Below are 26,699 nucleotides of genomic sequence, written 5' to 3' on the forward strand. Positions count from 1 at the left end.
GCCTGTTTTCATTTTCCGGCCACCTGGCCTCAAGGAAGCTTTCCATGGACACCAAACTGCTCGACATCCTGGCCTGCCCGATCACCAAGGGCCCGCTCAAGCTCAGCGCCGACAAGACCGAGCTGATCAGCAAGGGCGCAGGCCTGGCCTACCCGATTCGCGACGGCATCCCGGTGATGCTGGAAAGCGAGGCACGTACCCTGACTGACGACGAGCGCCTGGACAAATGAGTGTCGACTTCACCGTGGTGATTCCTGCTCGGCTGCGCTCCACGCGCCTGCCGGGCAAACCGTTGCAGTTGATCGCTGGCAAGCCGATGGTCCAGCACGTCTGGGAGCAGGCCCGCAAGAGTGGTGCCAGTCGCGTGGTCATTGCCACCGACGACGCCAGCATTGTCGAGGCGTGCCAGGCGTTTGGCGGCGAAGTGCTGATGACCCGCGCCGACCATGAGTCGGGCACGGATCGCCTGGCCGAAGTGGCCGCGCACCTGGGGTTGCCCGCCGATGCCATCGTGGTCAACGTGCAGGGTGACGAGCCGCTGATTCCGCCGGTAATCATTGACCAGGTGGCTGCCAACCTGGCCGCTCACCCGGAGGCCGGTATCGCCACGCTGGCCGAGCCGATCCATGATCCGGAAACCGTGTTCAACCCCAACGCTGTCAAGGTGATCAGCGACAAGCACGGCCTGGCCTTGAGTTTCAGCCGCGCGCCGTTGCCTTGGGCGCGCGATGCATTCGCCAAGGACCGTAGCCAGCTGCCGGAGGGCGTGCCGTATCGTCGCCATATCGGCATGTACGCCTACCGTGTCGGCTTCCTTCAGGACTTCGTCAGCTGGGGCCCGTGCTGGCTCGAGCAAACCGAAGCGCTGGAGCAGCTGCGCGCCCTGTGGCATGGCGTGCGTATCCATGTGGAAGACGCTATCGAGGCGCCAGCCGTGGGCGTGGATACCCCGGAAGACCTGGAGCGCGTTCGGCGCTTGCTGGAGGCCTGATGCGCGTTCTGTTCGTGTGCCTGGGCAATATCTGCCGTTCGCCCACTGCCGAAGGTGTGCTGCGCCATCAACTGCAAGTCGCGGGGTTGGCCGAGCGGGTGCACGTGGCCTCTGCAGGCACCGGCGACTGGCATGTCGGCAAGGCGCCCGACAGCCGCACCTGCAAGGCTGCACTGGCGCGGGGTTACGACCTTTCGGCGCAGCGTGCGCAGCAGGTCAAGGCGGCGCATTTTGCCGAGTACGACCTGATCCTGGCCATGGACGAAAGCAACCTGGGCCACCTGCGTGCCATGCGCCCGCACACGGCCAAGGGTGAGCTCGACCTGTTCCTGCGCCGCTATGGCGCCGCCCTCGACGAGGTGCCGGACCCTTACTACGGCGGTGCCGACGGTTTCGAGCAAGTGCTGGATCTGATCGAGGCCGCCTGTCGTGAGCTGGTAGTGGAAATCAAGGGGCGGTTATGACTGTGGGATGGCAACGGCAGGTATCGCTCAAGCCCTACAACACCTTCGGCATCGATGTGAGCGCCCGGTATTTCACCCAGGCACACAATGACGACGAAGTGCGTGAAGCGTTGGTACTGGCGCGCCAGTTGGACGTGCCGGTGCTGGTGCTCGGTGGTGGCAGCAACCTGCTGCTGACCCGGGACGTCGACGCGCTGGTGCTGCACATGGCCAGCCAGGGCCGTCGTGTACTGAGCGATGACGGCGAGCGGGTGGTGGTCGAGGCCGAGGCCGGCGAAGCCTGGCACCCCTTCGTGCAGTGGACGCTGAGCCAAGGGTTCAGTGGCCTTGAAAACCTCAGCCTGATCCCAGGGACAGTGGGCGCCGCGCCGATGCAGAACGTCGGTGCCTATGGTGTGGAAATCAAGGATGTATTCGTCGGGCTGACCGCGCTTGACCGGGAGACTGGTGAGCTGCGCGACTTTGACCTGGACGCCTGCGCCTTCGGTTACCGCGACAGTCTGTTCAAGCACAACCCTGGCCGTTGGCTGATCCTGCGGGTACGTTTTGCCTTGAGTCGTGTTCTGCAGGCGCACCTGGACTACGGCCCGGTGCGTCAGCGTTTGCTGGAGCACGGTGTCGAGCAGCCGACTGCGCAGGCGATCAGTGATGCCATCTGCAGCATTCGTCGCGAGAAACTGCCTGATCCGGCCGAGCTGGGTAATGCGGGGAGCTTCTTCAAGAATCCGGTGGTGGCAGTTGAGCTTGTGGATCGTATTCGCGCTCAGTATCCCGGTGTGGTGGCCTATCCCCAGGCCGATGGGCAGGTGAAGCTGGCGGCGGGCTGGTTGATCGAGGGAGCGGGGTGGAAGGGCTATCGCGAGGGCGATGCCGGCGTGCATCGGCTGCAGTCGCTGGTGCTGGTCAATTATGGCCAGGCGAGTGGGGGGCAGATGCATGACCTGGCGCGGCGTATCCAGGCGGATATCCTGGAGCGGTTTGGGGTTGAGCTGGAGATGGAGCCTAACCTCTACTGATTGCTGGGCCTGCACCGGCCTCATCGCCGGCAAGCCGGCTCCTACAGGTACTGCGCCGGCCTCATCGCTGGCAAGCCAGCTCCTACAGGTTATTGCACTGCTCTCAAGCAAGCAGCTGTACATGTGGGAGCCGGCTTGCCAGCGATGAGGCCACCAGAGTCAGCACAAAACAGCCAGCCAAGAAAAAGCCCCGCCAGTTCGCACTGGCGGGGCTTTTTCATTCAGCCATTGCTATCAACCGTGATGAGGTTTGTGCTCATCGGCGGTTTCCAGTGCGGGTTCAGCAGCGACTTCCTGAGCAGCCTTGGCAGCCGCCTCGGCTTCACGCTTGCGGCGACGCACTTCACGAGGATCGTTCGGTGCGCGGCCGTTTGGCAGCATGACGGTAGCGGCTTCGACCACTGCCGAAGCTTCTTCCGGGGCCGCCTCGGCAACCACCGGCGCCACTTCGGCAGCGACCGGGGCCGGCTCGATTGCCACCTCTGGTTGGGCTTCGACGACCGGCGCAGGCAGGGCGGCAGGCGCGGCTTCGAATGCAACCGGGGCCTTCTCGACTTCACCGGCCTCTACAGCTGGGGCTTCGACAGGCGCTTCGGCGACTACAACCGGCTCGGCGGCAGGTGCAGCTTCAGCTTCGATCACTGGCTGTGGTGCAACTTCGACCACAGGCTCAACACTGGCTTCGACCACGACAGCCGGTTCAAAGGCAGGTTGCTCGACCACTGGTGCAATCGCGACTTCCTCGACCTGAGCGGCGACTTCGACCTGCTCGGCCGGCTGAGCGGCTTCGCTATTGTCGGTCACAGCGGTTTCGGCGGTGGCGCGTTCGGCCTGCTGGTTGGCTTGCGCCTCGGCATCGGCGCTGATGTTGCTGCTGGCGACAGCGGCAGTGACGGCCAGGCCGGCAGCCAGTTCGGCACCCAGCTCGGTGGCCTGGTGCTGTTGCGGCTGCTCTTCGCTACCTTCGTCTTCGCTGCCTTCGATCAGTTCGCCATTGGCATTGCGCTGGCGTTCACGACGGTTGCTGCGACGACGCTGGCCACGGGAGCGGCGACGTGGACGCTCGCCATCGGCGCCTTCCTGCTCGTCCTGCAGCAGCTCTTCGTTCGGCAGTTGCTCTTCGGCAAGTTCGTCAGCCTGTTCGGCTGCACGCGGCGGGCGCGGTTGACGTTCTTCGCGTGGAGCACGCTCTTCACGTGGGGCGCGTTCTTCGCGAGGCGCACGCTCTTCGCGTGGAGCGCGCTCTTCGCGAGGTGCACGTTCTTCACGTGGTTCGCGTTCTTCGCGAGGTGCACGCTCTTCACGTGGTGCGCGCTCTTCGCGAGGTGCACGTTCTTCACGTGGGGCGCGCTCTTCGCGGGCTACACGTTCTTCACGCGGGGCTCGCTCTTCACGCGGCTGTCGCTCTTCGCGAGCGGCCGGTGCAGCGTCCAGTGGTTCACGCAGTTCGCGTACCGGGCGCTCTTCGCGGTTGCCGCGGCGGTCTTCGCGTGGCTGGCGTGGTGCACGCTCTTCGCGTGGTGCACGCTCTTCGCGTGGGGCACGCTCTTCACGTGGCGCACGTTCTTCGCGCGGTGCACGCTCTTCACGTGGTGCGCGTTCTTCGCGAGGCTGGCGCTCTTCGCGCGGGGCGCGCTCGGCACGCTCTTCACGCGGCTTGCGCTCTTCGTCACGACGGCCGTTGCGGTTGCGGCTCTGCTGGCGACCGTTGCGACGCTCTTCGTTGCGCGGCGTGCGATCGGTGGCAGGCTTCTCGGCGGCCACGGCCGGAGCGGCGACTGGCTCGTCCTTGCCGGCGAACAGGCTCACCAGGGACTTGACCAGACCTTTGAACAGGCTCGGCTCCGGCACGCTCGGGGCAGGGGCTGCGGGCGCGGCAGGCTGTGGCTCTTCGACGGTCGGTACGGGTGCATTGGCGCGAGCTGGCGCCGTCTTCACCGCGGCTTCCTGGCGTACCAGGGTGCGAGTGGCGGTCGGTACCGGCGCTTCTTCGGTTTCGCTGGCAGCGATCTCGTAGCTGGACTGGTTGCTCAGCACTTCCGGGTTGTCGTCGCGCAGGCGCTGGACTTCGAAGTGCGGGGTTTCCAGGTGATCGTTCGGCAGAATGATGATGCGTGCACGGGTGCGCAGTTCGATCTTGGTGATCGAGTTGCGTTTCTCGTTGAGCAGGAAGGCAGCTACCGGGATCGGCACCTGGGCGCGGACCTCAGCGGTGCGGTCCTTCAGGGCTTCTTCCTCGATCAGGCGCAGGATGGCCAGGGACAGCGATTCGACGTCGCGGATGATGCCGGTGCCGGAGCAGCGTGGGCAAACGATGCCGCTGCTTTCGCCAAGCGACGGGCGCAGGCGCTGACGGGACATTTCCAGCAGGCCGAAGCGCGAGATGCGGCCAACCTGCACGCGGGCACGGTCGGCCTCCAGGCATTCGCGCACGCGTTCTTCCACGGCGCGCTGGTTCTTCGCCGGGGTCATGTCGATGAAGTCGATGACGATCAGGCCGCCGATGTCACGCAGGCGCAGCTGGCGGGCGATTTCCTCAGCCGCTTCCAGGTTGGTCTGCAGGGCGGTTTCCTCGATGTCGCTGCCCTTGGTGGCGCGCGCCGAGTTGATGTCGATGGAGACCAGGGCCTCGGTCGGGTCGATCACGATCGAGCCGCCGGACGGCAGGTCGACCACGCGCTGGAAGGCGGTCTCGATCTGGCTTTCGATCTGGAAGCGGTTGAACAGCGGCACGCTGTCTTCGTACAGCTTGACCTTGCTGGCGTACTGCGGCATCACCTGGCGAATGAAGGTCAGGGCTTCTTCCTGGGCGTCGATGCTGTCGATCAGCACTTCGCCGATGTCCTGACGCAGGTAGTCGCGGATGGCGCGGATGATGACGTTGCTTTCCTGGTAGATCAGGAACGGCGCGGCGCGGTCCAGCGAAGCTTCCTTGATGGCAGTCCACAGCTGCAGCAGGTAGTCGAGGTCCCACTGCATTTCTTCGCTGCTGCGGCCAAGGCCTGCGGTGCGCACGATCAGGCCCATGTCGCCCGGTACGGTCAGGCCGTTCAAGGCTTCGCGCAGTTCGTTGCGCTCTTCGCCTTCGATGCGACGGGAGATACCGCCAGCACGCGGGTTGTTCGGCATCAGGACCAGGTAGCGGCCAGCCAGGCTGATGAAGGTGGTGAGGGCGGCGCCTTTGTTGCCGCGCTCTTCCTTCTCGACCTGGACGATGACTTCCTGGCCTTCGCTCAGGACTTCCTTGATGTTGACGCGGCCTTCAGGGGCTTTCTTGAAGTACTCGCGGGAGATTTCCTTCAGCGGCAGGAAGCCGTGACGTTCGGAGCCGAAGTCGACGAAGGCCGCTTCGAGGCTGGGCTCGATCCGGGTGATCTTGCCTTTGTAGATGTTGGCCTTTTTCTGCTCGCGCGCGCCGGACTCGATGTCCAGGTCGTAGAGACGTTGGCCGTCCACCAGGGCTACACGCAACTCTTCGGGTTGAGTTGCGTTAATCAGCATTCTTTTCATGTTGTACCGTCGGTTTCCGGGCTGCCGGAAACGGCGTTCGGCACACACGACTTCTCATGGTCGGTGCCAAGGTGCGCAAAGGGTGGCCGGGCCACCCCCGTGTCGAGCAACGTTCGGCACCAGCCGGTAACCCAGCCTGCCGTTGTCGCGACGACGCGTCCTGTTTGCTGCGGTGCCAAGAGGCCCCTGCGGTTTCTGCAGAGATATCCGAATCGATATCCGAATCAACCCAGCAGGCCTCGTGCACTCAGTCAGGAGGAGGAATCAACCGTCAGCCGTGGACGCCCGGAGGCATCTGTTCAGGACCTTATCCGCTCGCCGGCCATTCAGTGGGCCGGTGGCCGGACGCGGTGCTACACGGTCCGAGGGCTGTGCATCTCCACCCTGCACGTATCCCTGATAATTCGGGTGCTGCCGCGCGCTGAATCCGCAACGGGTTGCATTTTTCGCCAGCGCAGTTTCTGGGCTGGCGCCATTCATGTCCAAGGCAGGTATTTCCGAAGCATTCGCCGGGCGTTGCGTGGAAGCGACGGGCGGGCAGAGGTGCGGCGAAAAGAAGCGGGTAAGCAGGTGAAACACCGCGCTTGTCGTTTTTTTTCGGTCTTCTCTACACGGCGCTGGTGGCGATTCCAGGCAATTCGGTAAACTGGCGAAAACCCCGTAGGACGGCCTCGCGTCCTGCAGAATTGCGTTGGTCAGGGACCGGCTAAGGGCCTGGTGCCGCTGGCCTGCCGCTTTTGGCGGCGTTCGCGACTATAGCAGTAATGATTAAGTGCTTCAATTCCATAAAAAATTGTTATGATCCCGCAATGACGACCAATACCCCTCCGACTTCCGGCGTAAAGCTGATCGAAGTCGCGCCGGAGCTTGCCGGCCAACGCATCGACAATTTCCTCATCACGGCGCTCAAGGGCGTGCCCAAGACGCTGGTGTACCGCATCCTGCGCAAAGGCGAGGTGAGGGTCAACAAAGGCCGCGTCAAGCCAGAGTACAAGCTCCAGGCCGGTGACATCGTGCGGGTGCCGCCGGTCCGCCTGCCCGAGCGTGACGAGCCAGCACCGGTCGCCCAGGGGCTGCTGCAGCGCCTGGAGGCGGCCATCGTCTACGAAGACAAGGCGCTGATCGTGATGAACAAGCCGGCCGGCATCGCCGTGCATGGCGGTAGCGGCCTGAGCTTCGGGGTGATCGAGGCGCTGCGCCAGCTGCGCCCGGACGCCAAGGAGCTGGAGCTGGTGCACCGCCTGGATCGCGACACCTCGGGCCTGCTGATGATCGCCAAGAAGCGCAGCATGCTGCGTCACCTGCATGCCGCCTTGCGCGGTGATGGTGTCGACAAGCGCTACATGGCGCTGGTGCGCGGCCACTGGCCGACTTCGAAGAAGCAGGTCAACGCACCGTTGCTCAAGAGCAATCTGCGCTCGGGCGAGCGCATGGTCGAGGTGAATGACGAAGGCAAGGAAGCATTGACCTTGTTCCGCGTGCTGCGCCGCTTCGGCGAGTTCGCCACCATCGTCGAGGCGCGGCCGATTACCGGGCGTACCCACCAGATCCGTGTGCATACCCTGCATGCCGGGCACATGATTGCCGGTGACAGCAAGTATGGTGACGAAGATTTCAGTCGCGAGATCCGCGAGCTGGGCGGCAAGCGCCTGTTCCTGCATGCCTACGCCCTGACTGTGCCGCTGCCCGATGGCGGTGAGCTCAAGTTGGAGGCGCCGGTGGACGAGGTATGGGCGAAAACGGTGGAGCGTCTGAGTGCGTCGTGATCTATGAGAAAAGCGTATGAGCTGCTGATCTTCGATTGGGACGGCACCCTGGCCGACTCGATCGGTCGTATCGTCGAGGCCATGAATGCCGCAGCCGAGCGTGCCGGTGAGGCGCAGAGCGATGAGTCGGCGGTCAAGGGGATCATCGGCCTGGCGCTCGGTGAGGCCATTTCGACGCTGTATCCGCACCTCGAGCAGGTGCAGGTGGAGGCTTTCCGTCAGCACTACGCCGATATCTACATGGCGCTCGATCAGCAGCCTTCGCCGTTGTTCGAAGGGGTGGTCGAGTCGCTGGATGGCTTCCGTGCCGAGGGGTATCGCCTGGCGGTGGCAACCGGCAAGGCGCGTCGCGGCCTCGATCGGGTTCTCAAGGCCAACGGCTGGGAACAGTTTTTCGACATCACCCGTGCCGCCGACGAGACGCGAGGTAAACCGCATCCCTTGATGCTCGAAGAGATTCTTGGCCACTGTGGTGTCGAACCCGGCCGCGCGCTGATGGTCGGAGATTCGGCGTTCGACCTGCAGATGGCCAGCAATGCTGGCATGCATTCTGCAGCCGTCGGTTATGGCGCCATGTCGCTGCAGGCGCTGGCAGAGTTCGGCCCGCAAGTGTGTATCGATCATTTCTCCCAGCTGCGCGAGTGGTTGGCGGGTTCCAAGCAATTCCAATTCCAAGGTAGGTGAGCATGGCTGACGAGTGGAAAGCACCTGAGTCCGAGCCTGAGGAGCGCGAAGAGCGCAAAAGCTGGAAGCTGTTGGAAAAGACCCTGCTGGCGGGGGTTCAGGAGCAACGTCGTGCGCGGCGCTGGGGGATTTTCTTCAAGCTGCTGACCTTCGTCTATCTGTTCGGCCTGCTGGCCCTGTTCCTGCCGTTCATGGATGTGGACAAGGCTGCTTCGCGTAGCGGCAGTCATACAGCATTGGTGGAGGTGCGCGGGGTAATCGCCGATCAAGAGGCAGCCAGCGCCGACAACATCGTCAAGAGCCTGCGTGAGGCGTTCAAGGACTCCGGCACCAAGGCAGTGGTGATGCGCATCAACAGCCCGGGCGGCAGTCCGGTGCAGGCGGGTTACGTGTATGACGAAATCCGTCGCCTGCGCGGCGAGTATCCCGCTATCAAGCTGTATGCGGTCATCGCTGATCTAGGGGCTTCCGGCGCCTATTACATCGCCAGTGCGGCGGACGAGATCTATGCCGACAAGGCCAGCCTGGTCGGCTCCATTGGTGTGACGGCGGCCGGCTACGGCTTCGTTGGTTCGATGGAGAAGCTGGGGGTCGAGCGGCGTACCTATACCGCGGGTGAGCACAAGGCTTTCCTCGATCCGTTCTCGCCAGAGAAGCCGGAAGAGCGGGCGTTCTGGCAGGGCGTGCTGAATACCACGCACCAGCAGTTCATCGCCATGGTCAAGCAGGGTCGCGGCGATCGCTTGAAGGACAAGGATCATCCCGAGCTGTTCAGTGGCCTGGTGTGGTCGGGTGAGCAGGCCAAGGCGCTGGGTCTGGTGGATGGCCTGGGCAGTGCCAGCTACGTGGCGCGTGAAATCGTCGGCGAGAAGGATCTGGTGGACTTCACTGTCCAGGAGTCGCCGTTCGATCGCTTCTCCAAACGCATTGGCGCCAGTGTGGCCGAGCACCTGGCCATGTGGATGGGCTTCCAGGGGCCTGTTCTGCGCTGATCTGTTTTGGCCTCATCGCCGGCAAGCCGGCGATGGGGTCGACGCATTCTCTCAGGGGATCACAACCCCTTCCTTGGTCAGCATATCCACCAGTCGAATCAGTGGCAGCCCGATCAGGCTGGTGGCATCGCACCCGTGCGTGCTCTGGAACAAGCTCACCCCCAGTCCCTCCGCCTTGAAGCTGCCTGCGCAATCCAGCGGCTGCTCCGCTGTCACATAGCGCTCCACGCGCTCCCGGTCCAGCTCCCGCATCATTACGGTAAATGGCACGCAATCGACCTGGCATTGCCCTGTGGCGCTGTTCAGCAGCGCCAGCCCGGTGAGGAAGGTGACGTGCTGCCCGCTCGCTTCCAGCAGCTGTTCGCAGGCGCGCTCGAAGGTATGTGGCTTGCCCAGGATCTGTTCGCCCAGCACGGCAACCTGATCGGAGCCGATGATCAGGTGCCCGGGGTGGCTGCCGGCAAGCGCTTCGGCCTTCTGTCTGGCCAGGCGCCGCACCAGTGCCGTGGCCGGCTCGTCATCCAGACGCCGCTCGTCTAGGTCGGGGCTTGCCCAGGTGAAGGGCAGGCGCAGGCGCGCGAGCAGTTCGCGTCGGTAGGCAGAGCTGGAAGCCAGCAACAGAGGCAGCATGGTAGACTCCTGGTCAGTTGAACCCGATTCTAACATGCGAGATGCCGCCGAATTTCCTTTGACAGAGGCGGGGGGCATCCCTAGAATGCTGCGCCTATGTTGAATGACCCGATTCCACCTCACGTTGACCCGCGCAAATTAGCCGATCGTGGCGTAACCCTTAACGGTTCGCTGCAACTCGCTGATTTGGAAAGACTCTGCGACCCGCTTTCCGACAATGTCGGTACGGTGCAGGCGAAGTTCGATTTTGAACGAGATGAACAGCACGTGGTGGTTATCCACACCGAGCTGGACGTCGAGGTCAAAATGGTTTGCCAGCGTTGTCTTGAGCTGGTCACCCTGCCGATCCACAGCGAGTGTACGTACGCTGTGGTGAAGGAGGGTGCGAATACCCAGTCGTTGCCGAAAGGCTATGACGTGCTGGAACTGGGCGAAGATCCTTTGGATCTGCAGGCCTTGATCGAGGAAGAGCTTCTGCTCGCCTTGCCCATCGTGCCTGCTCATCATCCGGAAGAATGCCAGCAGCCGGCGGGCGCAGACGAGCCCGAATCGAGCAAGGACGAGGTATCGCGGTCCAACCCGTTCAGTGTTTTGGCGCAGTTAAAGCGTGACCCAAACGTTTAGGAGTTAATCAATTATGGCTGTTCAGCAGAACAAAAAATCCCGCTCTGCCCGTGACATGCGCCGTTCGCACGACGCCCTGTCGGAAAACGCGCTGTCGGTAGAGAAATCCACCGGTGAAGTACACCTGCGTCACCACGTTTCGCCAGAAGGCGTATACCGTGGTCGCAAAGTGATCGACAAGGGCGCTGACGAGTAATCCTTGTCCGCTCAGATCATCGCGATCGACGCAATGGGCGGGGACTTCGGTCCCCGCAGCATTGTCCAGGCTAGTATCGCCTGCCTTTCGGCTACTCCCTCGCTACACCTGACCCTCGTCGGTCAACCCTCCCTCCTCGAAGATCTTGTCAGCGGCCTAGCGGCTGCGGATCGCGCGCGTCTGCAGATTGTCGCTGCCAGCGAGGTGATCGGTATGGACGAGCGTCCCTCTCAGGCATTGCGGGGCAAGCCGGATTCGTCGATGCGCATCGCCCTCGAACTGGTGCGTGACGGCAAGGCGCAGGCCTGCGTGAGTGCCGGCAACACGGGGGCGCTGATGGCGCTGTCGCGTTTCGTGCTCAAGACGTTGCCCGGCATCGATCGGCCAGCCATGGTCGCGGCGATTCCTACCCAGGCGGGTTACTGTCAGTTGCTCGACCTCGGCGCCAACGTCGACTGCAGTGCAGAAAACCTCTATCAGTTTGCCGTAATGGGTTCGGTGGCTGCCCAGGCCCTGGGTATTCATCGGCCGCGCGTTGCGCTGCTGAACATCGGTACCGAGGACATCAAGGGTAACCAGCAGGTCAAGCTGGCGGCTACGTTGCTGCAGAACGCCCGCGGCCTCAATTACGTCGGTTTCGTCGAAGGTGACGGGCTGTATCGTGGTGAGGCAGATGTGGTGGTGTGCGACGGCTTTGTCGGCAACATCCTGCTCAAGTCCAGCGAAGGCCTGGCGACCATGATCGGGGTTCGCATCGAGCGGCTGTTCAAGGGGGGCGCCTTGTCGAGGTTGGCTGGGGCCATGGCCATGCCCTTGCTCAAGCGCCTGAAAGCCGATCTGGCACCGGCGCGGCACAATGGTGCGAGTTTCCTTGGCCTTCAGGGTATCGTCATCAAAAGCCATGGCTCAGCGGGCGTGGAAGGGTTTCAGAGTGCGATCCAGCGGGCCTTGATCGAGATTCAGGAAAACCTGCCGCAGCGCCTGCATGGTCGCCTCGAAGATTTGTTGCCTTAGGCATTTCGCCGATGAAGTGCTTAAATGTGACCGCTTGGTCTGCGTATACATCCAAGTTTTCAGATTCTGCGTCCAGCCCACGGCTCGGCGCACCCCATTCGACGACAAGATCATAAGGGCTTGTTCAATGTCTGCATCCCTCGCATTCGTCTTCCCCGGTCAAGGTTCCCAGTCGCTGGGCATGCTCAAGGAACTGGGCGCCGAAAAGCCGGTGATCGTTGAGACCTTCAAGGAAGCCTCCGACGCTCTGGGTTACGACCTGTGGAAGCTGGTCCAGGAAGGCCCGGAAGAACAACTCAATCAAACCGACAAGACTCAGCCTGCGATCCTCACCGCTTCCATCGCGCTGTGGCGCCTGTGGCTGGAGGAGGGCGGCGCCAAGCCGGCTTTCGTTTCCGGTCACAGTCTGGGCGAATACAGCGCCCTGGTTGCCGCTGGCAGCCTGTCGCTGAAAGATGCCGTGCGCCTGGTCGAGCGTCGCGGTCAGCTGATGCAGGAAGCCGTCCCGGCCGGCCATGGCGCCATGGCCGCGATCCTCGGCCTGGATGACGCCGTGGTGGTCGAGATCTGTGCCAAGGCGGCCGAAGATGAAGTGGTCAGCGCGGTGAACTTCAACTCGCCTGGCCAGGTTGTGATTGCTGGCAACAAGGCTGCGGTGGATCGTGCCATGGAGCTGTGCAAAGAGGCGGGTGCCAAGCGCGCCCTGCCACTGGCGGTCAGCGTACCGTCGCACTGTGCCCTGATGAAGCCGGCCGCCGAGCGTTTCGCCGAGAACGTCAACGCCATCGAGTGGAAGGCCCCGCAGATCCCGGTGGTGCAGAACGTCACCGCCGCCGTCGCCGCCGACCTCGACGCGCTCAAGCACGACTTGCTGGCGCAGTTGTACCAGCCGGTGCGCTGGGTCGAATGCGTGCAGACCCTCGCCGCAAACGGCGCGGTCAACCTGGTCGAGTGCGGCCCAGGCAAGGTCCTGGCAGGCCTGAACAAGCGTTGCGCCGACGGCGTCACCACCTACAACCTCAATACCCCTGACGCTGTCGCCGCTACCCGCGCGGCGCTGGCCTGAATTTGGAGAAGCTTGCATGAGCCTGCAAGGTAAAGTTGCACTGGTTACCGGCGCCAGCCGTGGTATCGGCCAGGCCATCGCCCTCGAGCTGGGCCGCCAGGGCGCGACCGTGATCGGCACCGCCACTTCGGCCTCCGGCGCCGAGCGCATCGCTGCCACCCTGAAAGAACACGGCATCACCGGCACCGGCATGGAGCTGAACGTGACCAGCGCCGAGTCCGTGGAAGCGGTACTGGGCGCCATTGGCGAGCAGTTCGGCGCGCCGGCCATCCTGGTCAACAACGCCGGCATCACCCGCGACAACCTCATGCTGCGCATGAAGGATGACGAGTGGTTCGACGTGATCGACACCAACCTGAACAGCCTCTACCGTTTGTCCAAGGGCGTGCTGCGTGGCATGACCAAGGCGCGTTGGGGTCGTATCATCAGCATCGGCTCGGTCGTTGGTGCGATGGGTAACGCCGGCCAGGCCAACTACGCGGCCGCCAAGGCCGGCCTCGAAGGCTTCAGCCGCGCCCTGGCGCGTGAAGTGGGCTCGCGTGGTATCACCGTCAACTCGGTGACCCCGGGCTTCATCGACACCGACATGACCCGCGAGCTGCCAGAAGCGCAGCGCGAAGCCCTGCAGACCCAGATTCCGCTGGGCCGCCTGGGCCAGGCCGAGGAAATCGCCAAGGTGGTTTCCTTCCTGGCATCCGACGGCGCAGCCTATGTCACCGGCGCCACTGTGCCGGTGAACGGCGGGATGTACATGTAACACTGCAACTCAATGTGACGGATTGCTTAAAAAAAGAGTCATACTCCGAGCCTAAAATCCGTTATAAAGCTGCAACCAGATTCCAGGCAGGGGGTCGGGTGACTGACGCGAAGGTGCGTTCCGCTTGAAAAGCGAACGTCTTTCTATAAAATTGGTCACCGGCCAGCTGCCTGACATATGTCCATTAGGAGTGAAAACTAGGTATGAGCACCATCGAAGAACGCGTCAAGAAAATCGTCGCCGAGCAACTGGGCGTCAAGGAAGAGGAAGTGACCAACGAGAAGTCCTTCGTCGATGACCTGGGTGCCGATTCGCTTGACACCGTTGAGCTGGTGATGGCTCTGGAAGAGGAATTCGAGACCGAAATCCCTGACGAAGAAGCCGAGAAGATCACTACCGTTCAAGCTGCCATCGACTACGTCAACAGCCACAAGGCCTAAGACGCTGTAGTCGTCGCTTCTTGACGAGAAAAACCGCACTGCCTTTGCCGGCGTGCGGTTTTTTCTTTGCGAAACGCTGGCGTCGATCCGCTCGCACCGAGAGCCTGTTGCCATTTCATTCCATTGCCTGAATGCAATGGCAAGAGACTCTAGTTATTAGAAAAGGAGAGTACTGTGTCGCGTAGACGCGTCGTGGTCACCGGTATGGGTATGCTGTCGCCACTGGGTACCGATGTACCGAGCACCTGGCAGGGCATTCTGGCTGGCCGCAGTGGCATTGGTCCGATCGAACACACGGATCTGTCTGCCTACTCCACCCGTTTTGGCGGCTCGGTGAAGGGCTTCGAGGTTGAGCAGTACCTGTCGGCCAAGGAAGCTCGCAAGCTTGACCTGTTCATTCAATACGGCCTGGCGGCTGGTTTCCAGGCGGTGCGCAATGCCGGCCTGGAAGTCACCGATGCCAACCGCGAGCGCATTGGCGTGGCCATGGGCTCGGGCATCGGCGGCCTGACCAACATTGAAGAAACCAGCCGTACCCTGCACGAGCAGGGGCCACGCCGCATTTCGCCGTTCTTCGTGCCGGGTTCGATCATCAACATGATCTCCGGTTTCCTGTCGATCCACCTGGGGCTGCAGGGGCCGAACTACGCCATCGCCACGGCGTGCACCACCGGCACCCACTGCATCGGCATGGCCGCGCGCAACATCGCCTACGGTGAAGCCGACGTGATGATCGCCGGTGGCGCCGAAATGGCAGCCTGTGGCCTGGGCATGGGCGGCTTCGGTGCCTCGCGCGCGCTGTCGACCCGCAACGACGAGCCGACCCGGGCCAGCCGCCCGTGGGACAAGGGTCGTGACGGCTTCGTGCTGTCCGACGGTGCCGGCGCCCTGGTGCTCGAGGAGCTGGAGCACGCCCAGGCGCGTGGTGCGACCATCTATGCCGAACTGGTCGGTTTCGGCATGAGCGGCGACGCTTACCACATGACCTCGCCGCCTGACAGCGGTGAAGGTGCGGCCCGCTGCATGGCCAATGCCTTGCGCGACGCCGGCATCCAGCCGGAAGCCGTCAGCTACATCAACGCCCACGGCACCTCGACGCCCGCCGGCGACGTAGCCGAGGTGGCGGCCATCAAGCGGGTATTCGGTGACCACGCCTACAAGGTGGCCGTGAGCTCGACCAAATCGATGACCGGTCACCTGCTGGGTGCTGCGGGTGCTGTCGAGGCGATCTTCAGTGTGCTGGCGATCAACAGCCAGATGGCACCGCCGACCATCAACCTGGATGAGCCGGACGAAGGCTGCGATCTCGACTTCGTGCCACACGTGGCGCGCAGCATGCCGATCGACGTGGTGCTGTCCAACTCGTTCGGCTTTGGTGGCACCAACGGCTCGCTGGTGTTCCGCCGGTTCGCCGGTTGATGCACAGCTGGGTCGACGGCCTGCCTGCGACCACGGTCAACTTGCAGAACCGTGGCCTGGCCTACGGCGATGGCCTGTTCGAAACCATCGCCGTGCGCGCGGGCCGGCCCAGCTTGCTGGACGGCCACCTGGCCCGCCTGGCGCTGGGTTGTCAGCGCCTGGGGCTCGACGCTGACCTTGCGCTGTTGCGTGATGAAATCCAGCGCTATGCCTGCCAGTTGGGTGACGGTGTAGCCAAACTCATCCTCACCCGTGGTGACAGCCAGCGCGGCTATGCACCGGCGGCGGGTGTCGCACCGCGGCGAATTCTGCAAGGCAGCCCGCTGCCCAGCTATCCTGTCGAACATGCCGAGCTCGGCGTGCGCTTGTTTCCCTGCCAGACCCGGCTAGGGGAACAACCGTTGCTGGCCGGCCTCAAACACCTCAACCGCCTGGAGCAGGTGCTGGCCCGTGCCGAATGGCAGGACAGCGAACATGCCGAAGGCCTGATGCGTGACGGGCAGGGCAGGGTGATCGAAGGTGTGTACAGCAACCTGTTTCTGGTGCGCGACGGCGTGCTGCTTACCGCCGACCTCAGCCGTTGTGGGGTCGCGGGTGTGATGCGCGGCGCTTTGTTGGAACAGGCGCAGGCACTGGCGATACCGGTGCAGGTCGGCGACCTGTCGTTCGAAGCGCTGGAGCAGGCCGATGAAGTGTTCGTCTGCAACAGTGTCTATGGGGTTTGGCCGGTGCGTGCAATTGCCGCGCTGAACTGGTCGCCAGGCCCGCTCACCCTTAAACTGCAGGCCGTTGCCCGTACGTTACTGGATACCTGAATTCGTGAGACGCAAATTCCTGCTGCTGCTGGAAATGGGTTTGATCCTCGCCGGCCTGGCATTGGGCTGGTCAGCATGGAAGGTCAACTCGGTCCTGGAGCAGCCCTTGCACGTGACGCAGGATCGCCTGCTCGACGTGCCCAATGGCACCAACCCCAATCGCATGTTCTACAGCATGGAGCGCGAGGGGCTGCTCGATGACGCCGTTTGGCTGCGCCTGTACTGGCGCTTCAATATGGCAGGCACCCCGCTGAAAACCGGCGAGTACCGCCTCACCCCGGGCATGACCGTCGAAGATCTGTTCGACGCCTGGCGCCGTGCTGACGTGGTGCAGTACAACCTGACCCTGGTCGAGGGTTGGACCTTCCGCCAGGTTCGTTCGGCAATCGCCAAGCATGAGAAGCTCAAGCACACCCTCGATGGGCTGTCCGACGCCGAGGTGATGGACCAGCTTGGCCATACCGGTGTGTTCCCCGAGGGGCGCTTCTTCCCGGATACCTACCGCTTCGTTCGCGGCATGAGCGACGCGGAGCTGCTGCAGCAGGCCTACATGCGCCTGGATGACGTGCTGGCCAAGGAATGGGCCGAGCGCACCACCGACTTGCCTTACCGTGATCCTTACCAGGCGTTGATCATGGCCTCGCTGGTGGAAAAGGAAACCGGGATTCCCCAGGAGCGTGGGCAGATCGCCGGCGTGTTCGTGCGGCGCCTGCGCCTGGGGATGATGCTGCAGACCGACCCGACGGTGATCTACGGCATGGGTGAGCGCTATAACGGCAGGATTACCCGCGCCGATCTGCGCGAGCCGACGCCCTACAACACCTACACCATGACCGGGTTGCCGCCGACACCGATTGCCATGGTCGGCCGCGAGGCGATCCACGCCGCGCTCAACCCGTCCGATGGCACCAGCCTGTACTTCGTCGCCCGTGGCGATGGCAGCCATGTGTTCTCCGACGACCTGGACGATCACAACTCGGCAGTGCGCGAGTTCCAGCTCAAGCGGCGCGCAGATTACCGCTCAAGCCCCGGGCCACAGACTGCTCCAGAAACCCTGCCAGAGGCTCAGCCCGAGTCGGACGAGCCCTCGCCGCAGGAGTCGGCCCCGGCCAGCGAGCCTGAGCCCGCCAGCGAACCCGCCCCGGCCGAAGCGCCGGCACCTGACGAACAACATTAAGGACTGCCTGTGAGCGGCTTGTTTATTACCCTGGAAGGCCCCGAAGGCGCGGGCAAGAGCACCAATCGCGACTACCTGGCCGCGCGACTGCGTGAGCACGGGCTGGATGTGGTGTTGACCCGCGAACCCGGGGGTACCCCGCTGGCCGAGAAGGTTCGTGAGCTCTTGCTGGCACCCAGCGATGAAGTGATGGCTGCCGACACCGAGCTGCTGCTGGTATTCGCTGCACGTGCCCAACACCTGGCCGAGGTGATCCGCCCAGCGCTGGCCAAGGGCGCGGTGGTGCTGTGCGACCGCTTCACGGATGCAACCTACGCCTACCAAGGGGGCGGTCGTGGCCTGTCGGTGGCGCGCATCGCCGCCCTGGAGCAGTTCGTCCAGGGCGATCTGCGTCCGGACCTGACACTGGTTTTCGATCTGCCGGTTGAAGTCGGCTTGGCCCGTGCTGCCGCGCGCGGTCGCCTGGACCGTTTCGAGCAGGAGGGTCAGGCCTTCTTCGAAGCTGTGCGCCAGGCCTATCTGCAGCGCGCCCAAGGCGAACCGCAGCGCTACAACCTGCTGGATGCCGCGCAGCCGCTGGATGCGGTGCAGCGCGCCATCGACGGGCTGTTGCCCGCTATCGTGGAGCGCTGCCGTGGCTGAGGCCTACCCCTGGCAGCAGGCGCTGTGGCAGCAGTTGGCCGGGCGTGCCCAGCATGCCCACGCCTACCTGTTGCACGGCCCCCAGGGTATCGGCAAGCGCGCCTTGGCCGAGCGCCTGATGGCCCGCCTGCTGTGCCAGCACCCGCAGGGGCTGGATGCCTGTGGTCAGTGCAAGGCCTGCCTGTTGCTCAAGGCCGGTAGCCATCCAGACAACTTCGTGCTGGAGCCGGAAGAAGCCGACAAGCCGATCAAGGTCGACCAGGTGCGCGAGCTGGTGTCCTTCATCGTCCAGACCGCTCAGTTGGGCGGGCGCAAAGTGGTGCTGATCGAGCCAGTCGAGGCGATGAACGTCAATGCTTCCAACGCCTTGCTCAAGAGCCTGGAAGAGCCCTCCGGGGATACCGTGCTGCTGCTCGTCAGCCACCAGCCCAGCCGCTTGCTGCCCACCATCAAGAGTCGATGCCAGCAGGTCACCTGCCCGCAACCCAGCCTGGCCCAGAGCCAGGCCTGGCTGGCGACGGCGCTGCCAGACAGCGACGAGGTGGAGCGCGACGAACTGCTGACCCTGGCTGCCGGCTCGCCGTTGATGGCCGTGAGCCTGCAGGCACAGGGTGTGCGCGAGCAGCGTGCGCTGGTCACCGAGGGTGTGAAAAAGCTGCTCAAGCAACAGCAATCGCCCAGCCAGCTGGCCGAGGCCTGGAGCAATGTGCCATTGTTGTTGCTGTTCGACTGGTTCTTCGACTGGTCGCACCTGATCCTGCGCTATCAACTGAGCCAGGACGAAGCGGGGCTAGGCTTGGCCGATATGCGCAAGGTGGTGCAATACCTGGCGCAAAAGAGCCGGCAGGCCAAGGTGCTCGAGGTTCAGGCATGGATCCTCGAACAGCGCCAGAAGGTGCTGGGCAAGGCCAACCTCAACCGCGTGCTGCTGCTGGAAGCGTTGCTGGCCCATTGGCTGCAACTGCCCGGTACTCGCTGATCTTTCATTTCTTCATGTGTGTCGTATCCCATGCTCGTAGATTCCCATTGCCACCTTGACCGTCTTGACCTGAGTGCCCACCAGGGCTCCCTCGATGCCGCCCTGCAGGCAGCGCGTGAGCGGGGTGTCGGGCATTTTCTGTGCATTGGCGTGAGCGCCGAGAATGCCGGTGCGGTCAAGGCCCTCAGCGAGCAGTACGCCGATGTCGATTGCTCGGTAGGGGTGCATCCGCTGGACCTCGCCCCGGGCGAAACCCCGGCCCTGGCGTGGCTGCTGGGCGAGCTGGCGCATCCGCATGTGGTTGCCATCGGCGAAACCGGGCTGGACTACCACTACGAGCCTGAAGCTGCCGAATTGCAGCAGGCCTCTTTCCGCCTGCACCTGGAGGCATCGCGCCAGACCGGCAAGCCGGTGATCGTGCACACCCGTGGGGCCAGGGCCGATACCTTGGCGCTGCTGCGCGAGGCGAACTTGCCCCAGGCCGGTGTATTGCACTGCTTCACCGAGGACTGGGACATGGCCAAGGCAGCCCTGGACCTGGGCTATTACATTTCGTTGTCGGGCATCGTGACCTTCCGCAACGCCGAGGCCTTGCGCGAGGTTGCCCGGCAGGTGCCGTTCGATCGCTTGCTGGTGGAAACCGATTCTCCCTACCTGGCGCCAATCCCGCACCGTGGCAAGCCAAACCTGCCGCAGTACGTGCGCGAGGTGGCCGAGTACGTGGCCTCCTTGCGGGGCGTCAGCTACGAGCAGCTGGCCAACCAGACCACCGCCAACTTCAAGCGGTTGTTCCCGCTGGCCCGAGTGGCCTGAGTGTAGGGCTCTGGTTGGGCGTTGTTGTTGATATCGAGCGCCGCCCGCGCGGCGCATCGCGGATAAATCCGCTCCTACATTTGTTGCAACGTGCCACGGTCTGTCAGGCCATGGTTGTCCGCTTTTTGGCGCCCGCCGAGGTGTCGTGTCGTACCAACAAGGCAGGCAACCATGGCCTATCAGGCATAGGTACGTTGCAACAAATGTAGGAGCGGATTTATCCGCGATGCGCCGCGCGGGCGGCGCTCGATCATCTAGGCGACAACGATTCCAAGCCAGGCACCCAGACAAAAAAAACCCGGGTTCTGGGGGGGGAATCCGGGTTAAGACCATTAGGAGTAAAACAAAGGTACGCGGTCCCTGAGCACCTTTATTGGCGCGCCACTTGGGGGGGATGCGCCGCGCCAACACTTCAAGTATTGGTCAGGTTTGGCGCAGTGCCAGTGCCTGCTGATCGTTTTTTAAACAGATTTGGAATACGTCTGCCTTCCATTCCTTCTTCAGCGTATGGCCAGTCGCCGCACTTGCTGGATAGCTTCGTCGATCAGTTGTTCTTTGGTGTAGAAATGCGGCGAAAAGCGCACGCCGGGGCCGCGTAGGGCACAGATCGTCCGCTGCGCCGAAAGCGCTCGATAAACATCGGCACTGGCGCGCCCCTGAATACTGAAAGCCACGATGCCGCCTCGTCTTTCCAGGGCCGCCGGGCTGTGCAGGTGCACCCCGGGAATACTGGCCAGCCCCTGATGCAACTGGTCGATCCGTTGTTGGAGTTGCCGCGCCACCTCATCCATGCCGACCTCTTCCAGCAACGACAGGCTTGCTTCCAGCGCGCAGGCGCCCAGCATGTTAGGGCTGCCACACTCGAAGCGTCGCGCGCTGCGCGCCGGCTGCCACTGTCGGCGTTCGAAGTCACCCAGGTGTTCGAGCATATGCCAGCCATAGGCATTGAGCCTGAGGCGCGGGCGTAGTGCCGCGCGACAATAGAACACGCCCAGGCCCTCCGGGCCCAGCATCCACTTGTGGCCATCGGCCATGGCGAAGTCGCATTGATAGTTCTGCACGTCGAAGGGCAGGGCGCCGATGTGCTGAATGGCATCCACACAGAACAGCACATCGCGCGCCTGGCAGCCCCGGCCCAGGCGCGCCAGGTCCAGGCGCAAGCCACTGCCGAACTGCACGGCGCTGACCGCCAGCAAGCGCGTGCGCGGGCTGCAGGCGTCCAGCAGCGAAGACTCCGGGTCGGCCCCGGCAAGGCTTACCTGAATCACCTCCACGCCGCGATCGGCCAACGCCTCCCACACGACCCTGTTGGAGGGAAACTCCTCGTCGCTGATCACGACCTGGTCGCCCGCCTGCCAGTCGAGGCCGAAAGCAACCAGCGAAAGGGCTTCCGAGGTGTTCTTGACCAGGGCAATGTCAGCATGCGATGGGGCGTTGATCAGGCGGGCCAGGCGTTCGCGCAGGCGCCGCTCGGTAGCCAGCCATGCCGGGTACTCGCTGGCGCCCAGGTTGACGTTGTCACGCGCGAAGCGTGCCACCGCTTCACTGGCCCGGCGCGGCCAGGGCGCGATGGCCGCATGGTTCAGGTAGCGCAGTCCCGGGGCCTGTTCGAACTCATCGTGAAACATAGACATGGTTGGAAGATCCGTGCAATTTGCTGCAAGTTAGGCATAATAAACCGCTTCGATTGTCATCCAGTCCTTCCTATGCAGAAAGAACCTCGTAAGGTCCGTGAGTTTCGCCGTCGCGAACAGGAAATCCTCGACACTGCACTCAAGCTGTTTCTCGAACAGGGTGAAGATAGCGTCACCGTCGAGATGATCGCTGATGCCGTGGGTATCGGCAAAGGCACGATCTACAAGCATTTCAAGTCCAAGGCGGAGATTTACCTGCGCCTGATGCTCGACTACGAGCGTGATTTGAACGCGTTGTTGCATTCGGCCGATGTCGACCGCGACAAGGAGGCGCTGTCGCGCGCCTACTTCGAGTTCCGCATGCGCGACCCGCAACGGTATCGGTTGTTCGACCGCCTGGAGGAAAAGGTGGTCAAGGGCAATCAGGTGCCCGAGATGGTCGAGGAGTTGCACAGCATTCGCGCCTCCAACTTCGACCGCCTGACCCAACTGATCAAGGGCCGCATCAGCGAAGGCAAGCTCGAAGACGTGCCGCCGTACTTCCACTACTGCGCCGCCTGGGCACTGGTTCACGGCGCCGTGGCGCTGTACCACTCGCCGTTCTGGAGCAATGTGCTGGAGGACCAGGAAGGGTTCTTCCAGTTCCTCATGGACATCGGCGTGCGCATGGGCAACAAGCGCAAGCGCGACCCGGAAGCGACCAACTGAAAGCTTTCATTGCCTCGAATTGAGGCCGGCATCGAGCAGGGGCTTGCAAAAACCTGAATTTTGAGTCAGGTTTTGCCGGCCCCGATTCATCCATGCCGGAGTCATTCATGATCGTCGATCGTCAAGGTAGACGTTTTCGCAACCTGCGCGTCAGCCTGACAGCTGCTTGCAACTATGCCTGCAGCTATTGCGTGCCTGACGGCAAGCGCCTGGTGGCGGCCCAGGACGAACTGACGGCCGAGGCGTTGACCCGCGGTGTGGCCTACCTGATCGAAACCGCCGGTATCGAGCGCCTGCGCATCACCGGCGGCGAGCCTCTGGTGAGCCCGAAGCTGGATGCATTTCTTGCCGGCGTCGCCAAATTCGACCTTGAAGACATCACCCTGACCACCAATGGCCAGCTGCTCTCGCGCAAGTTGCCGCAACTGCTGGCGGCCGGCATTCGCCGCCTGAATGTTTCACTCGATACCCTCGACCCTCAGGCCTTCCGCCGTATCGCCCGCGGCGGCGACCTGGCCAGCGTGCTCGCCGGCATGCAGCAGGCCCAGGGCTTGGGCATGCAGATCAAGGTGAACATGGTGCCGATGCGGGGGCAGAACCTGGACCAGGTGCTGCCAATGCTCGATTACTGCCTTGAGCGCGGCTTTGAGCTGCGCTTCATCGAGCTGATGCGCATGGGCCACCTGGCCCGCGATCACAACGCGTTCCTGCAGCAGTTCGTGGGGCTTGACCATTTGCTCGCCCTGATCGGCCAGGCCCACGATTACCAGCAGGCCCAGGCACCCCTGGATGCTACCGCACTGCGCTACCAGATCCCCGGCAAGGGCCATTTCGGTGTGATCGCCAACGAAAGCGTGCCGTTCTGCCGTACTTGTTCGCGCTTGCGGCTGTCGTCCACCGGTTGGCTGCATGGCTGCCTGTCGTCGAGCAATCGTCACTTTGTCGGCGATCTGCTGGAAAAGCCACGTCACGAGGCACTGCCTGCGTTGCAGCGCTTGCTGGTCAAGGCCTTGGCCGATAAGCAGGAGCTGGCGTTTTCCGGGGGCGTGACGGTGATGAAGGTGATCGGCGGCTGATCTGGCGCAAAAGCTGCATCCGCCAGCTATTCGCCGGTTTTTCGTCGCCGGCCATTGGAGGAAAGATGCGTAGCCTGGTCTTGCCCCTGGCGCTGTTGGCACTGGGTGGCTGCATGAATGTCAGCGATATGGGCGAAGGCGTCCGTTATCACATGAGCGATGCCGGCCTGCTGGACCACAGCGATACTCGCCGCTCCCTGTCGATTCGCCTGCAGCCCGACTCGTTCATCTTCATTGGCCAGGGCGCCTTCGTACCGCCGGGCAAAGGCCCGCTGCCGCAGCAGAACGTGGTGGCCGAAGAGGCGTTCAAGAGTTTCGTCGAGTACTTCCCGCTGGTGCGTCGCGCCCAGGGGCCATTGGGCCTGGAGGAAGCGATTGCCGAGGCGCGTGCGGTCGGTGCCGACTACGTGCTGTATACCCGTTTCGCGCGCACCGACGACCGTATTGGCAACGGCGATGAATGGTATGACGAACAGGCGGTCGATCGCGTCGGCTGGGATACGGGGGTCGTACAGATGATGCTGATCGAAACCAATACCCGCTACCTGATCGATACCGCGCGGATCAAGAGCCGTGGCGGATTGTTGACGTTCCACGACAATTCGCCCCAGGATTTGCTTGCCGCACCCATGCGCGAGTACGCTCGTAGCCTTCTGGGCATGAGTGAGTGAGGCGAGCGCGATGACGGATTCCGGAAAGGCCAATGATCTACTGGCACAGATACCCAAGCACAAGGGCCTGCCGCCGGTGCATCTGTGGAATCCGGACTTCTGTGGCGACATCGACATGCGTATTGCCCGTGACGGTACCTGGTACTACCTGGGTACGCCGATCGGTCGCAAGCCGATGGTGCGCTTGTTCTCCACGATCATCCGTCGTGATGGGGACGACTACTTCCTGATCACGCCGGTCGAGAAGGTGGGTATCCGTGTCGACGATGCACCTTTCGTTGCCGTGACCCTGGACGTGCAGGGCAGTGGTGAGCAACAGGTGCTGAGCTTTACCAGTAATGTCGAGGACCAGGTCGAGGCGGGCCCGGCTAATCCTTTGCGGGTGGAGATCGATCCGGTCACCCAGGAGCCGTCACCGTATGTGCTGATGCGCACAAATCTCGAAGCGTTGATCCATCGCAATGTGTTCTACCAGATGGTCGAGCTGGCGGTCCCGCGAGTCATTGATGGCGAGCAATGGCTGGGTGTCTGGAGCCATGGCGAGTTCTATCCCATCGGGCGTGATTGCTGAAACCCTGGGGGCTTGGAAGCGGCCCCCTGCTTTTTCCCTGAATTGGCCGTTTGCCTCTCGTGGCCCCGGGCCTAACCTGCAGGCAGTTGCTAATCAGGAGAAGCCCCATGAAACCTTCGTATCTTCCTTTTGCCATGCTGTTCAGCATCGGCTTGCTCGCTGGTCAATCCAATGCCTGGGCGCACGGTGACGTGCCTGACCAGGTCAAGGTCCTGCAGGAAAAACAGCCTTCGAATGCACCCGGCAAGCAAGCGGTGATGCTTACCGTCAGCTATGCGCCCGGCCAGGCATCGCCCGCCCACCAGCATCCCGGTGCGGTGATGGCCTATGTGCTGGAAGGGGCAGTGGTATCAAAGCTCAACGATGAGCAGGAAAAGACCTACAAGGCGGGTGATTACTGGTACGAAGCGCCAGGCACCGTGCACAGCGTGTCGCGCAACGCTAGCAAGACCAAGCCTGCCAAGTTGCTGGTCTGGAGCCTGGTGGATGAAGGCAAGCCCGTGACGTTGCCCTTGGCGCAATGAAGCACCCCGCCGCGAACGGCGGGGTGGTCATGGCTAGAGCAAGGCTTGCACGGCGTTGACCAGCTCGGGGTCCAGTACCTGGCTGGGTGCGACTTGCACGCTCTGGGTGTAGAAGGGCGGCAGGTTCAGCGCCAGTTGCGCGACCGCCTGCGCCGTGGTGCCGTCTGGCAGCAGGACATATTGCAGATTGGAGGGGAACGACTGCGGTACGGCGCCCTCCATGGTCGAGCCGTACGCGCCGAAGGTCATCACCGCCTGGCTGGTGCTCGGGTCGGGGATGTAGAGGAAAACAAAGGTGCCGTACTTGGGGTGGGTCAAGTAATCATTGGCCTGCTGGCGAACCACGGGGTCTGCGTCGTTCATCAGGGTCCAGCGCATGATCGCGTAGTTGCGCGTGGTCTCCATGAACGCGGTACGTATGGGCGACTGGTTTTCCACCCCGCCCAGGCAGGCCAGCAGGTTACCGAACGGATCGAGCAGGGCCACGGCATTTGGCGTGTCGGCCTGCTGGGCGGTTTGAATGAGCGGCTTTGCCAGTTCCTGGCCCGGCATGCGCGGGTTCGTGCTCTTGACCTGCAGCGCCCAGGGGCTCAACGCGCTGAGCGCCTGGCGCACTTTGCTATTGGCAGGCAAGGTGGTCGGGTCTTTCAGCTCGGAAGGCGCAAGGCCGCTGTTGTTGCTCGCCGCGCGCACCGTGTTGACGCTGGCATCGAATACGCTACCGGTGAGGGTGAAGGCTGCCGCGTCTATCGATTGGCCGGCATAAATCGGCCCCTGCGAGCCTTGGTAGGCGCGGCCGATGGGCGCATCGACGGCGTAGTAGCCCCACGTATCCTGAGCCTGCTGGCGCACAGCGGGCGGTAGCGTCGGGAAATCGAACTGGCTGTTGTAGTTGATCCCGGCATAGGTATCGATGGCGCTGACCGCCACGTTGAAACCTGCGGTCAGCAACGAGCCTGCGCACATTGCGCAGGGGTCCAGGGTTGTCACGACGGTCAGTTGCTGTGGGGGTGGCAGGTTGCGTGACTGCCGGTTGGCGAAGTACCAGTCGACCAGTTGTCGCTCGCCATGGGCGGTCGGGTCATGGGGCAGGAAGGGCGGTTGCACGGTGCTGCCGGGGAAGGGCATCAGCACGTTGTTGTGCAGGGCGGCCACTACGTTGCCGGTCTGATTGTCGACGATACAGCCGCCGACCGCGAAGGTGCATTGCTGGCTGGCCAGGATGGCCTGGTTGGCGACCAGATTCACGGCCTGCTGAGCATTCTGGATGGTGTCCATGATGACTCCCTGTCGATGAGCGCGCGATGCGCTTGTAAACGATAGAGCAGGGCATGGGGAACACAAGAACGCCAAAAACAAAAAACCTCCAGTGCTCACGCAACTGGAGGTTTTTCAGTATTTGGCTCCGCGACCTGGACTCGAACCAGGGACCCAATGATTAACAGTCATTTGCTCTACCGACTGAGCTATCGCGGAATCTGCATCTATCTTACTGATTGCCAGAGGCAAGTCAACCCACC

Annotated in this window: 28 protein-coding genes and 1 tRNA gene; 24 read left to right on the top strand and 5 right to left on the bottom strand. The window is 63.0% G+C overall.

Features of this window, described 5'->3' with window-relative positions; all coding sequences use genetic code 11:
* The first annotated feature begins 44 nt into the window (after positions 1 to 44).
* From ACIPZG_RS23870 to murB, 4 genes are read left to right on the top strand one after another with little or no spacing between them, the layout of a single operon-like run.
* Entirely contained in the window at positions 45 to 230 is a 186-nt protein-coding gene (locus ACIPZG_RS23870; protein WP_003247142.1) for a Trm112 family protein, read from the top strand.
* A complete protein-coding gene (kdsB, locus tag ACIPZG_RS23875) occupies positions 227 to 991 on the top strand; it encodes a 3-deoxy-manno-octulosonate cytidylyltransferase (protein ID WP_400717472.1) in 765 nt (254 codons plus the stop codon). Before ACIPZG_RS23870 ends, kdsB begins: the two co-directional genes overlap by 4 nt.
* The gene (locus ACIPZG_RS23880) at positions 991 to 1,455 is read left to right on the top strand and encodes a low molecular weight protein-tyrosine-phosphatase (RefSeq protein ID WP_400717474.1); all 465 of its coding nucleotides are present in this window, start codon (positions 991 to 993) and stop codon (positions 1,453 to 1,455) included. Before kdsB ends, ACIPZG_RS23880 begins: the two co-directional genes overlap by 1 nt.
* Positions 1,452 to 2,471, top strand: a complete 1,020-nt coding sequence (gene murB, locus ACIPZG_RS23885; protein WP_400717476.1) for a UDP-N-acetylmuramate dehydrogenase — start codon at positions 1,452 to 1,454, stop codon at positions 2,469 to 2,471. Before ACIPZG_RS23880 ends, murB begins: the two co-directional genes overlap by 4 nt.
* A 234-nt stretch (positions 2,472 to 2,705) precedes the next feature.
* Here the strand turns inward: murB and rne are convergent, their stop codons facing one another.
* A complete protein-coding gene (gene rne, locus ACIPZG_RS23890; protein ID WP_400717478.1) occupies positions 2,706 to 5,981 on the bottom strand; it encodes a ribonuclease E in 3,276 nt (1,091 codons plus the stop codon).
* A gap of 809 nt (positions 5,982 to 6,790) precedes the next feature.
* Between rne and rluC the strand changes: the two genes are divergently transcribed.
* Genes rluC through ACIPZG_RS23905 form a run of 3 tightly spaced genes read left to right on the top strand, consistent with a single transcriptional unit; the run spans position 6,791 to position 9,423 of the window.
* Positions 6,791 to 7,747 (top strand): 23S rRNA pseudouridine(955/2504/2580) synthase RluC, encoded by a 957-nt coding sequence (gene rluC, locus ACIPZG_RS23895; protein ID WP_400717480.1) that lies wholly within the window; start codon positions 6,791 to 6,793, stop codon positions 7,745 to 7,747.
* A gap of 3 nt (positions 7,748 to 7,750) precedes the next feature.
* Positions 7,751 to 8,431 (top strand): HAD family hydrolase, encoded by a 681-nt coding sequence (locus ACIPZG_RS23900; protein WP_400717482.1) that lies wholly within the window; start codon positions 7,751 to 7,753, stop codon positions 8,429 to 8,431.
* A gap of 2 nt (positions 8,432 to 8,433) precedes the next feature.
* Entirely contained in the window at positions 8,434 to 9,423 is a 990-nt protein-coding gene (locus ACIPZG_RS23905) for a S49 family peptidase (protein WP_400642870.1), read from the top strand.
* 51 nt (positions 9,424 to 9,474) lie between these two features.
* Here the strand turns inward: ACIPZG_RS23905 and ACIPZG_RS23910 are convergent, their stop codons facing one another.
* Positions 9,475 to 10,053 (bottom strand): Maf family protein, encoded by a 579-nt coding sequence (locus ACIPZG_RS23910; RefSeq protein ID WP_400642871.1) that lies wholly within the window; start codon positions 10,051 to 10,053, stop codon positions 9,475 to 9,477.
* Between the two features lie 96 nt (positions 10,054 to 10,149).
* On the opposite strand from ACIPZG_RS23910, the gene ACIPZG_RS23915 reads away from it, so the two are divergent.
* From ACIPZG_RS23915 to ACIPZG_RS23970, 12 genes are all read left to right on the top strand, one after another.
* Positions 10,150 to 10,677, top strand: coding sequence for a YceD family protein (locus tag ACIPZG_RS23915; RefSeq protein ID WP_400717485.1), 528 nt, complete (start codon positions 10,150 to 10,152; stop codon positions 10,675 to 10,677).
* Positions 10,678 to 10,690: 13 nt separating this feature from the next.
* A complete protein-coding gene (rpmF, locus tag ACIPZG_RS23920; protein ID WP_008096416.1) occupies positions 10,691 to 10,873 on the top strand; it encodes a 50S ribosomal protein L32 in 183 nt (60 codons plus the stop codon).
* Positions 10,874 to 10,876: 3 nt separating this feature from the next.
* Positions 10,877 to 11,887 (top strand): phosphate acyltransferase PlsX, encoded by a 1,011-nt coding sequence (plsX, locus tag ACIPZG_RS23925; protein ID WP_400717487.1) that lies wholly within the window; start codon positions 10,877 to 10,879, stop codon positions 11,885 to 11,887.
* 127 nt (positions 11,888 to 12,014) lie between these two features.
* Complete coding sequence (fabD, locus tag ACIPZG_RS23930; protein WP_008096413.1) at positions 12,015 to 12,953, top strand: ACP S-malonyltransferase; 939 nt, start codon at positions 12,015 to 12,017, stop codon at positions 12,951 to 12,953.
* A gap of 16 nt (positions 12,954 to 12,969) precedes the next feature.
* A complete protein-coding gene (fabG, locus tag ACIPZG_RS23935) occupies positions 12,970 to 13,710 on the top strand; it encodes a 3-oxoacyl-ACP reductase FabG (protein WP_008096412.1) in 741 nt (246 codons plus the stop codon).
* 203 nt (positions 13,711 to 13,913) lie between these two features.
* Positions 13,914 to 14,150 carry an acyl carrier protein gene (acpP, locus tag ACIPZG_RS23940; RefSeq protein WP_008096410.1) on the top strand — a complete coding sequence of 79 codons (237 nt, stop codon included), beginning with the start codon at positions 13,914 to 13,916 and terminating at the stop codon, positions 14,148 to 14,150.
* A 174-nt stretch (positions 14,151 to 14,324) separates the two neighbouring features.
* Complete coding sequence (gene fabF, locus ACIPZG_RS23945; RefSeq protein ID WP_400717490.1) at positions 14,325 to 15,569, top strand: beta-ketoacyl-ACP synthase II; 1,245 nt, start codon at positions 14,325 to 14,327, stop codon at positions 15,567 to 15,569.
* Entirely contained in the window at positions 15,569 to 16,384 is an 816-nt protein-coding gene (gene pabC / locus ACIPZG_RS23950) for an aminodeoxychorismate lyase (RefSeq protein WP_400642878.1), read from the top strand. The genes fabF and pabC overlap by 1 nt, the downstream gene beginning before the upstream one ends.
* 4 nt (positions 16,385 to 16,388) lie before the next feature.
* The gene (gene mltG, locus ACIPZG_RS23955; RefSeq protein WP_400717493.1) at positions 16,389 to 17,561 is read left to right on the top strand and encodes an endolytic transglycosylase MltG; all 1,173 of its coding nucleotides are present in this window, start codon (positions 16,389 to 16,391) and stop codon (positions 17,559 to 17,561) included.
* Positions 17,562 to 17,570: 9 nt separating this feature from the next.
* On the top strand, positions 17,571 to 18,203 hold the full coding sequence (tmk, locus tag ACIPZG_RS23960; RefSeq protein ID WP_400717495.1) for a dTMP kinase: 633 nt from the start codon (positions 17,571 to 17,573) through the stop codon (positions 18,201 to 18,203).
* Positions 18,196 to 19,182, top strand: coding sequence for a DNA polymerase III subunit delta' (locus ACIPZG_RS23965; protein ID WP_400717497.1), 987 nt, complete (start codon positions 18,196 to 18,198; stop codon positions 19,180 to 19,182). The genes tmk and ACIPZG_RS23965 overlap by 8 nt, the downstream gene beginning before the upstream one ends.
* A gap of 30 nt (positions 19,183 to 19,212) precedes the next feature.
* Positions 19,213 to 19,995: a TatD family hydrolase gene (locus ACIPZG_RS23970; protein WP_400717499.1), complete on the top strand. Its 783-nt coding sequence runs from the start codon at positions 19,213 to 19,215 to the stop codon at positions 19,993 to 19,995.
* A gap of 500 nt (positions 19,996 to 20,495) precedes the next feature.
* On the opposite strand, the gene ACIPZG_RS23975 is transcribed toward ACIPZG_RS23970, so the two are convergent.
* Complete coding sequence (locus ACIPZG_RS23975) at positions 20,496 to 21,629, bottom strand: aminotransferase class V-fold PLP-dependent enzyme (RefSeq protein ID WP_400717501.1); 1,134 nt, start codon at positions 21,627 to 21,629, stop codon at positions 20,496 to 20,498.
* Positions 21,630 to 21,701: 72 nt separating this feature from the next.
* On the opposite strand from ACIPZG_RS23975, the gene ACIPZG_RS23980 reads away from it, so the two are divergent.
* The 5 genes from ACIPZG_RS23980 (at position 21,702) to ACIPZG_RS24000 (ending at position 25,179) form a co-directional block, all read left to right on the top strand.
* A complete protein-coding gene (locus ACIPZG_RS23980; protein WP_008096393.1) occupies positions 21,702 to 22,337 on the top strand; it encodes a TetR/AcrR family transcriptional regulator in 636 nt (211 codons plus the stop codon).
* A gap of 107 nt (positions 22,338 to 22,444) precedes the next feature.
* Entirely contained in the window at positions 22,445 to 23,413 is a 969-nt protein-coding gene (locus tag ACIPZG_RS23985; RefSeq protein ID WP_400717503.1) for a GTP 3',8-cyclase MoaA, read from the top strand.
* Between the two features lie 65 nt (positions 23,414 to 23,478).
* Entirely contained in the window at positions 23,479 to 24,084 is a 606-nt protein-coding gene (locus ACIPZG_RS23990) for a DUF4823 domain-containing protein (protein WP_400717505.1), read from the top strand.
* 10 nt (positions 24,085 to 24,094) lie between these two features.
* Entirely contained in the window at positions 24,095 to 24,655 is a 561-nt protein-coding gene (locus ACIPZG_RS23995; protein ID WP_400717507.1) for a DUF1285 domain-containing protein, read from the top strand.
* Positions 24,656 to 24,762: 107 nt separating this feature from the next.
* Positions 24,763 to 25,179, top strand: coding sequence for a cupin domain-containing protein (locus ACIPZG_RS24000; RefSeq protein WP_400717509.1), 417 nt, complete (start codon positions 24,763 to 24,765; stop codon positions 25,177 to 25,179).
* Positions 25,180 to 25,212: 33 nt separating this feature from the next.
* Here ACIPZG_RS24000 and ACIPZG_RS24005 read toward each other — a convergent pair whose 3' ends face one another.
* Both ACIPZG_RS24005 and ACIPZG_RS24010 read right to left on the bottom strand, forming a co-directional pair.
* Positions 25,213 to 26,457 (bottom strand): nucleoside deaminase, encoded by a 1,245-nt coding sequence (locus ACIPZG_RS24005; protein ID WP_400717512.1) that lies wholly within the window; start codon positions 26,455 to 26,457, stop codon positions 25,213 to 25,215.
* Between the two features lie 122 nt (positions 26,458 to 26,579).
* A tRNA-Asn gene (locus ACIPZG_RS24010) sits at positions 26,580 to 26,655 on the bottom strand.
* Positions 26,656 to 26,699: the final 44 nt, after the last annotated feature.

Origin of the sequence: Pseudomonas sp. NPDC089395 (assembly GCF_044749525.1) — a bacterium.
GTDB lineage: Bacteria > Pseudomonadota > Gammaproteobacteria > Pseudomonadales > Pseudomonadaceae > Aquipseudomonas.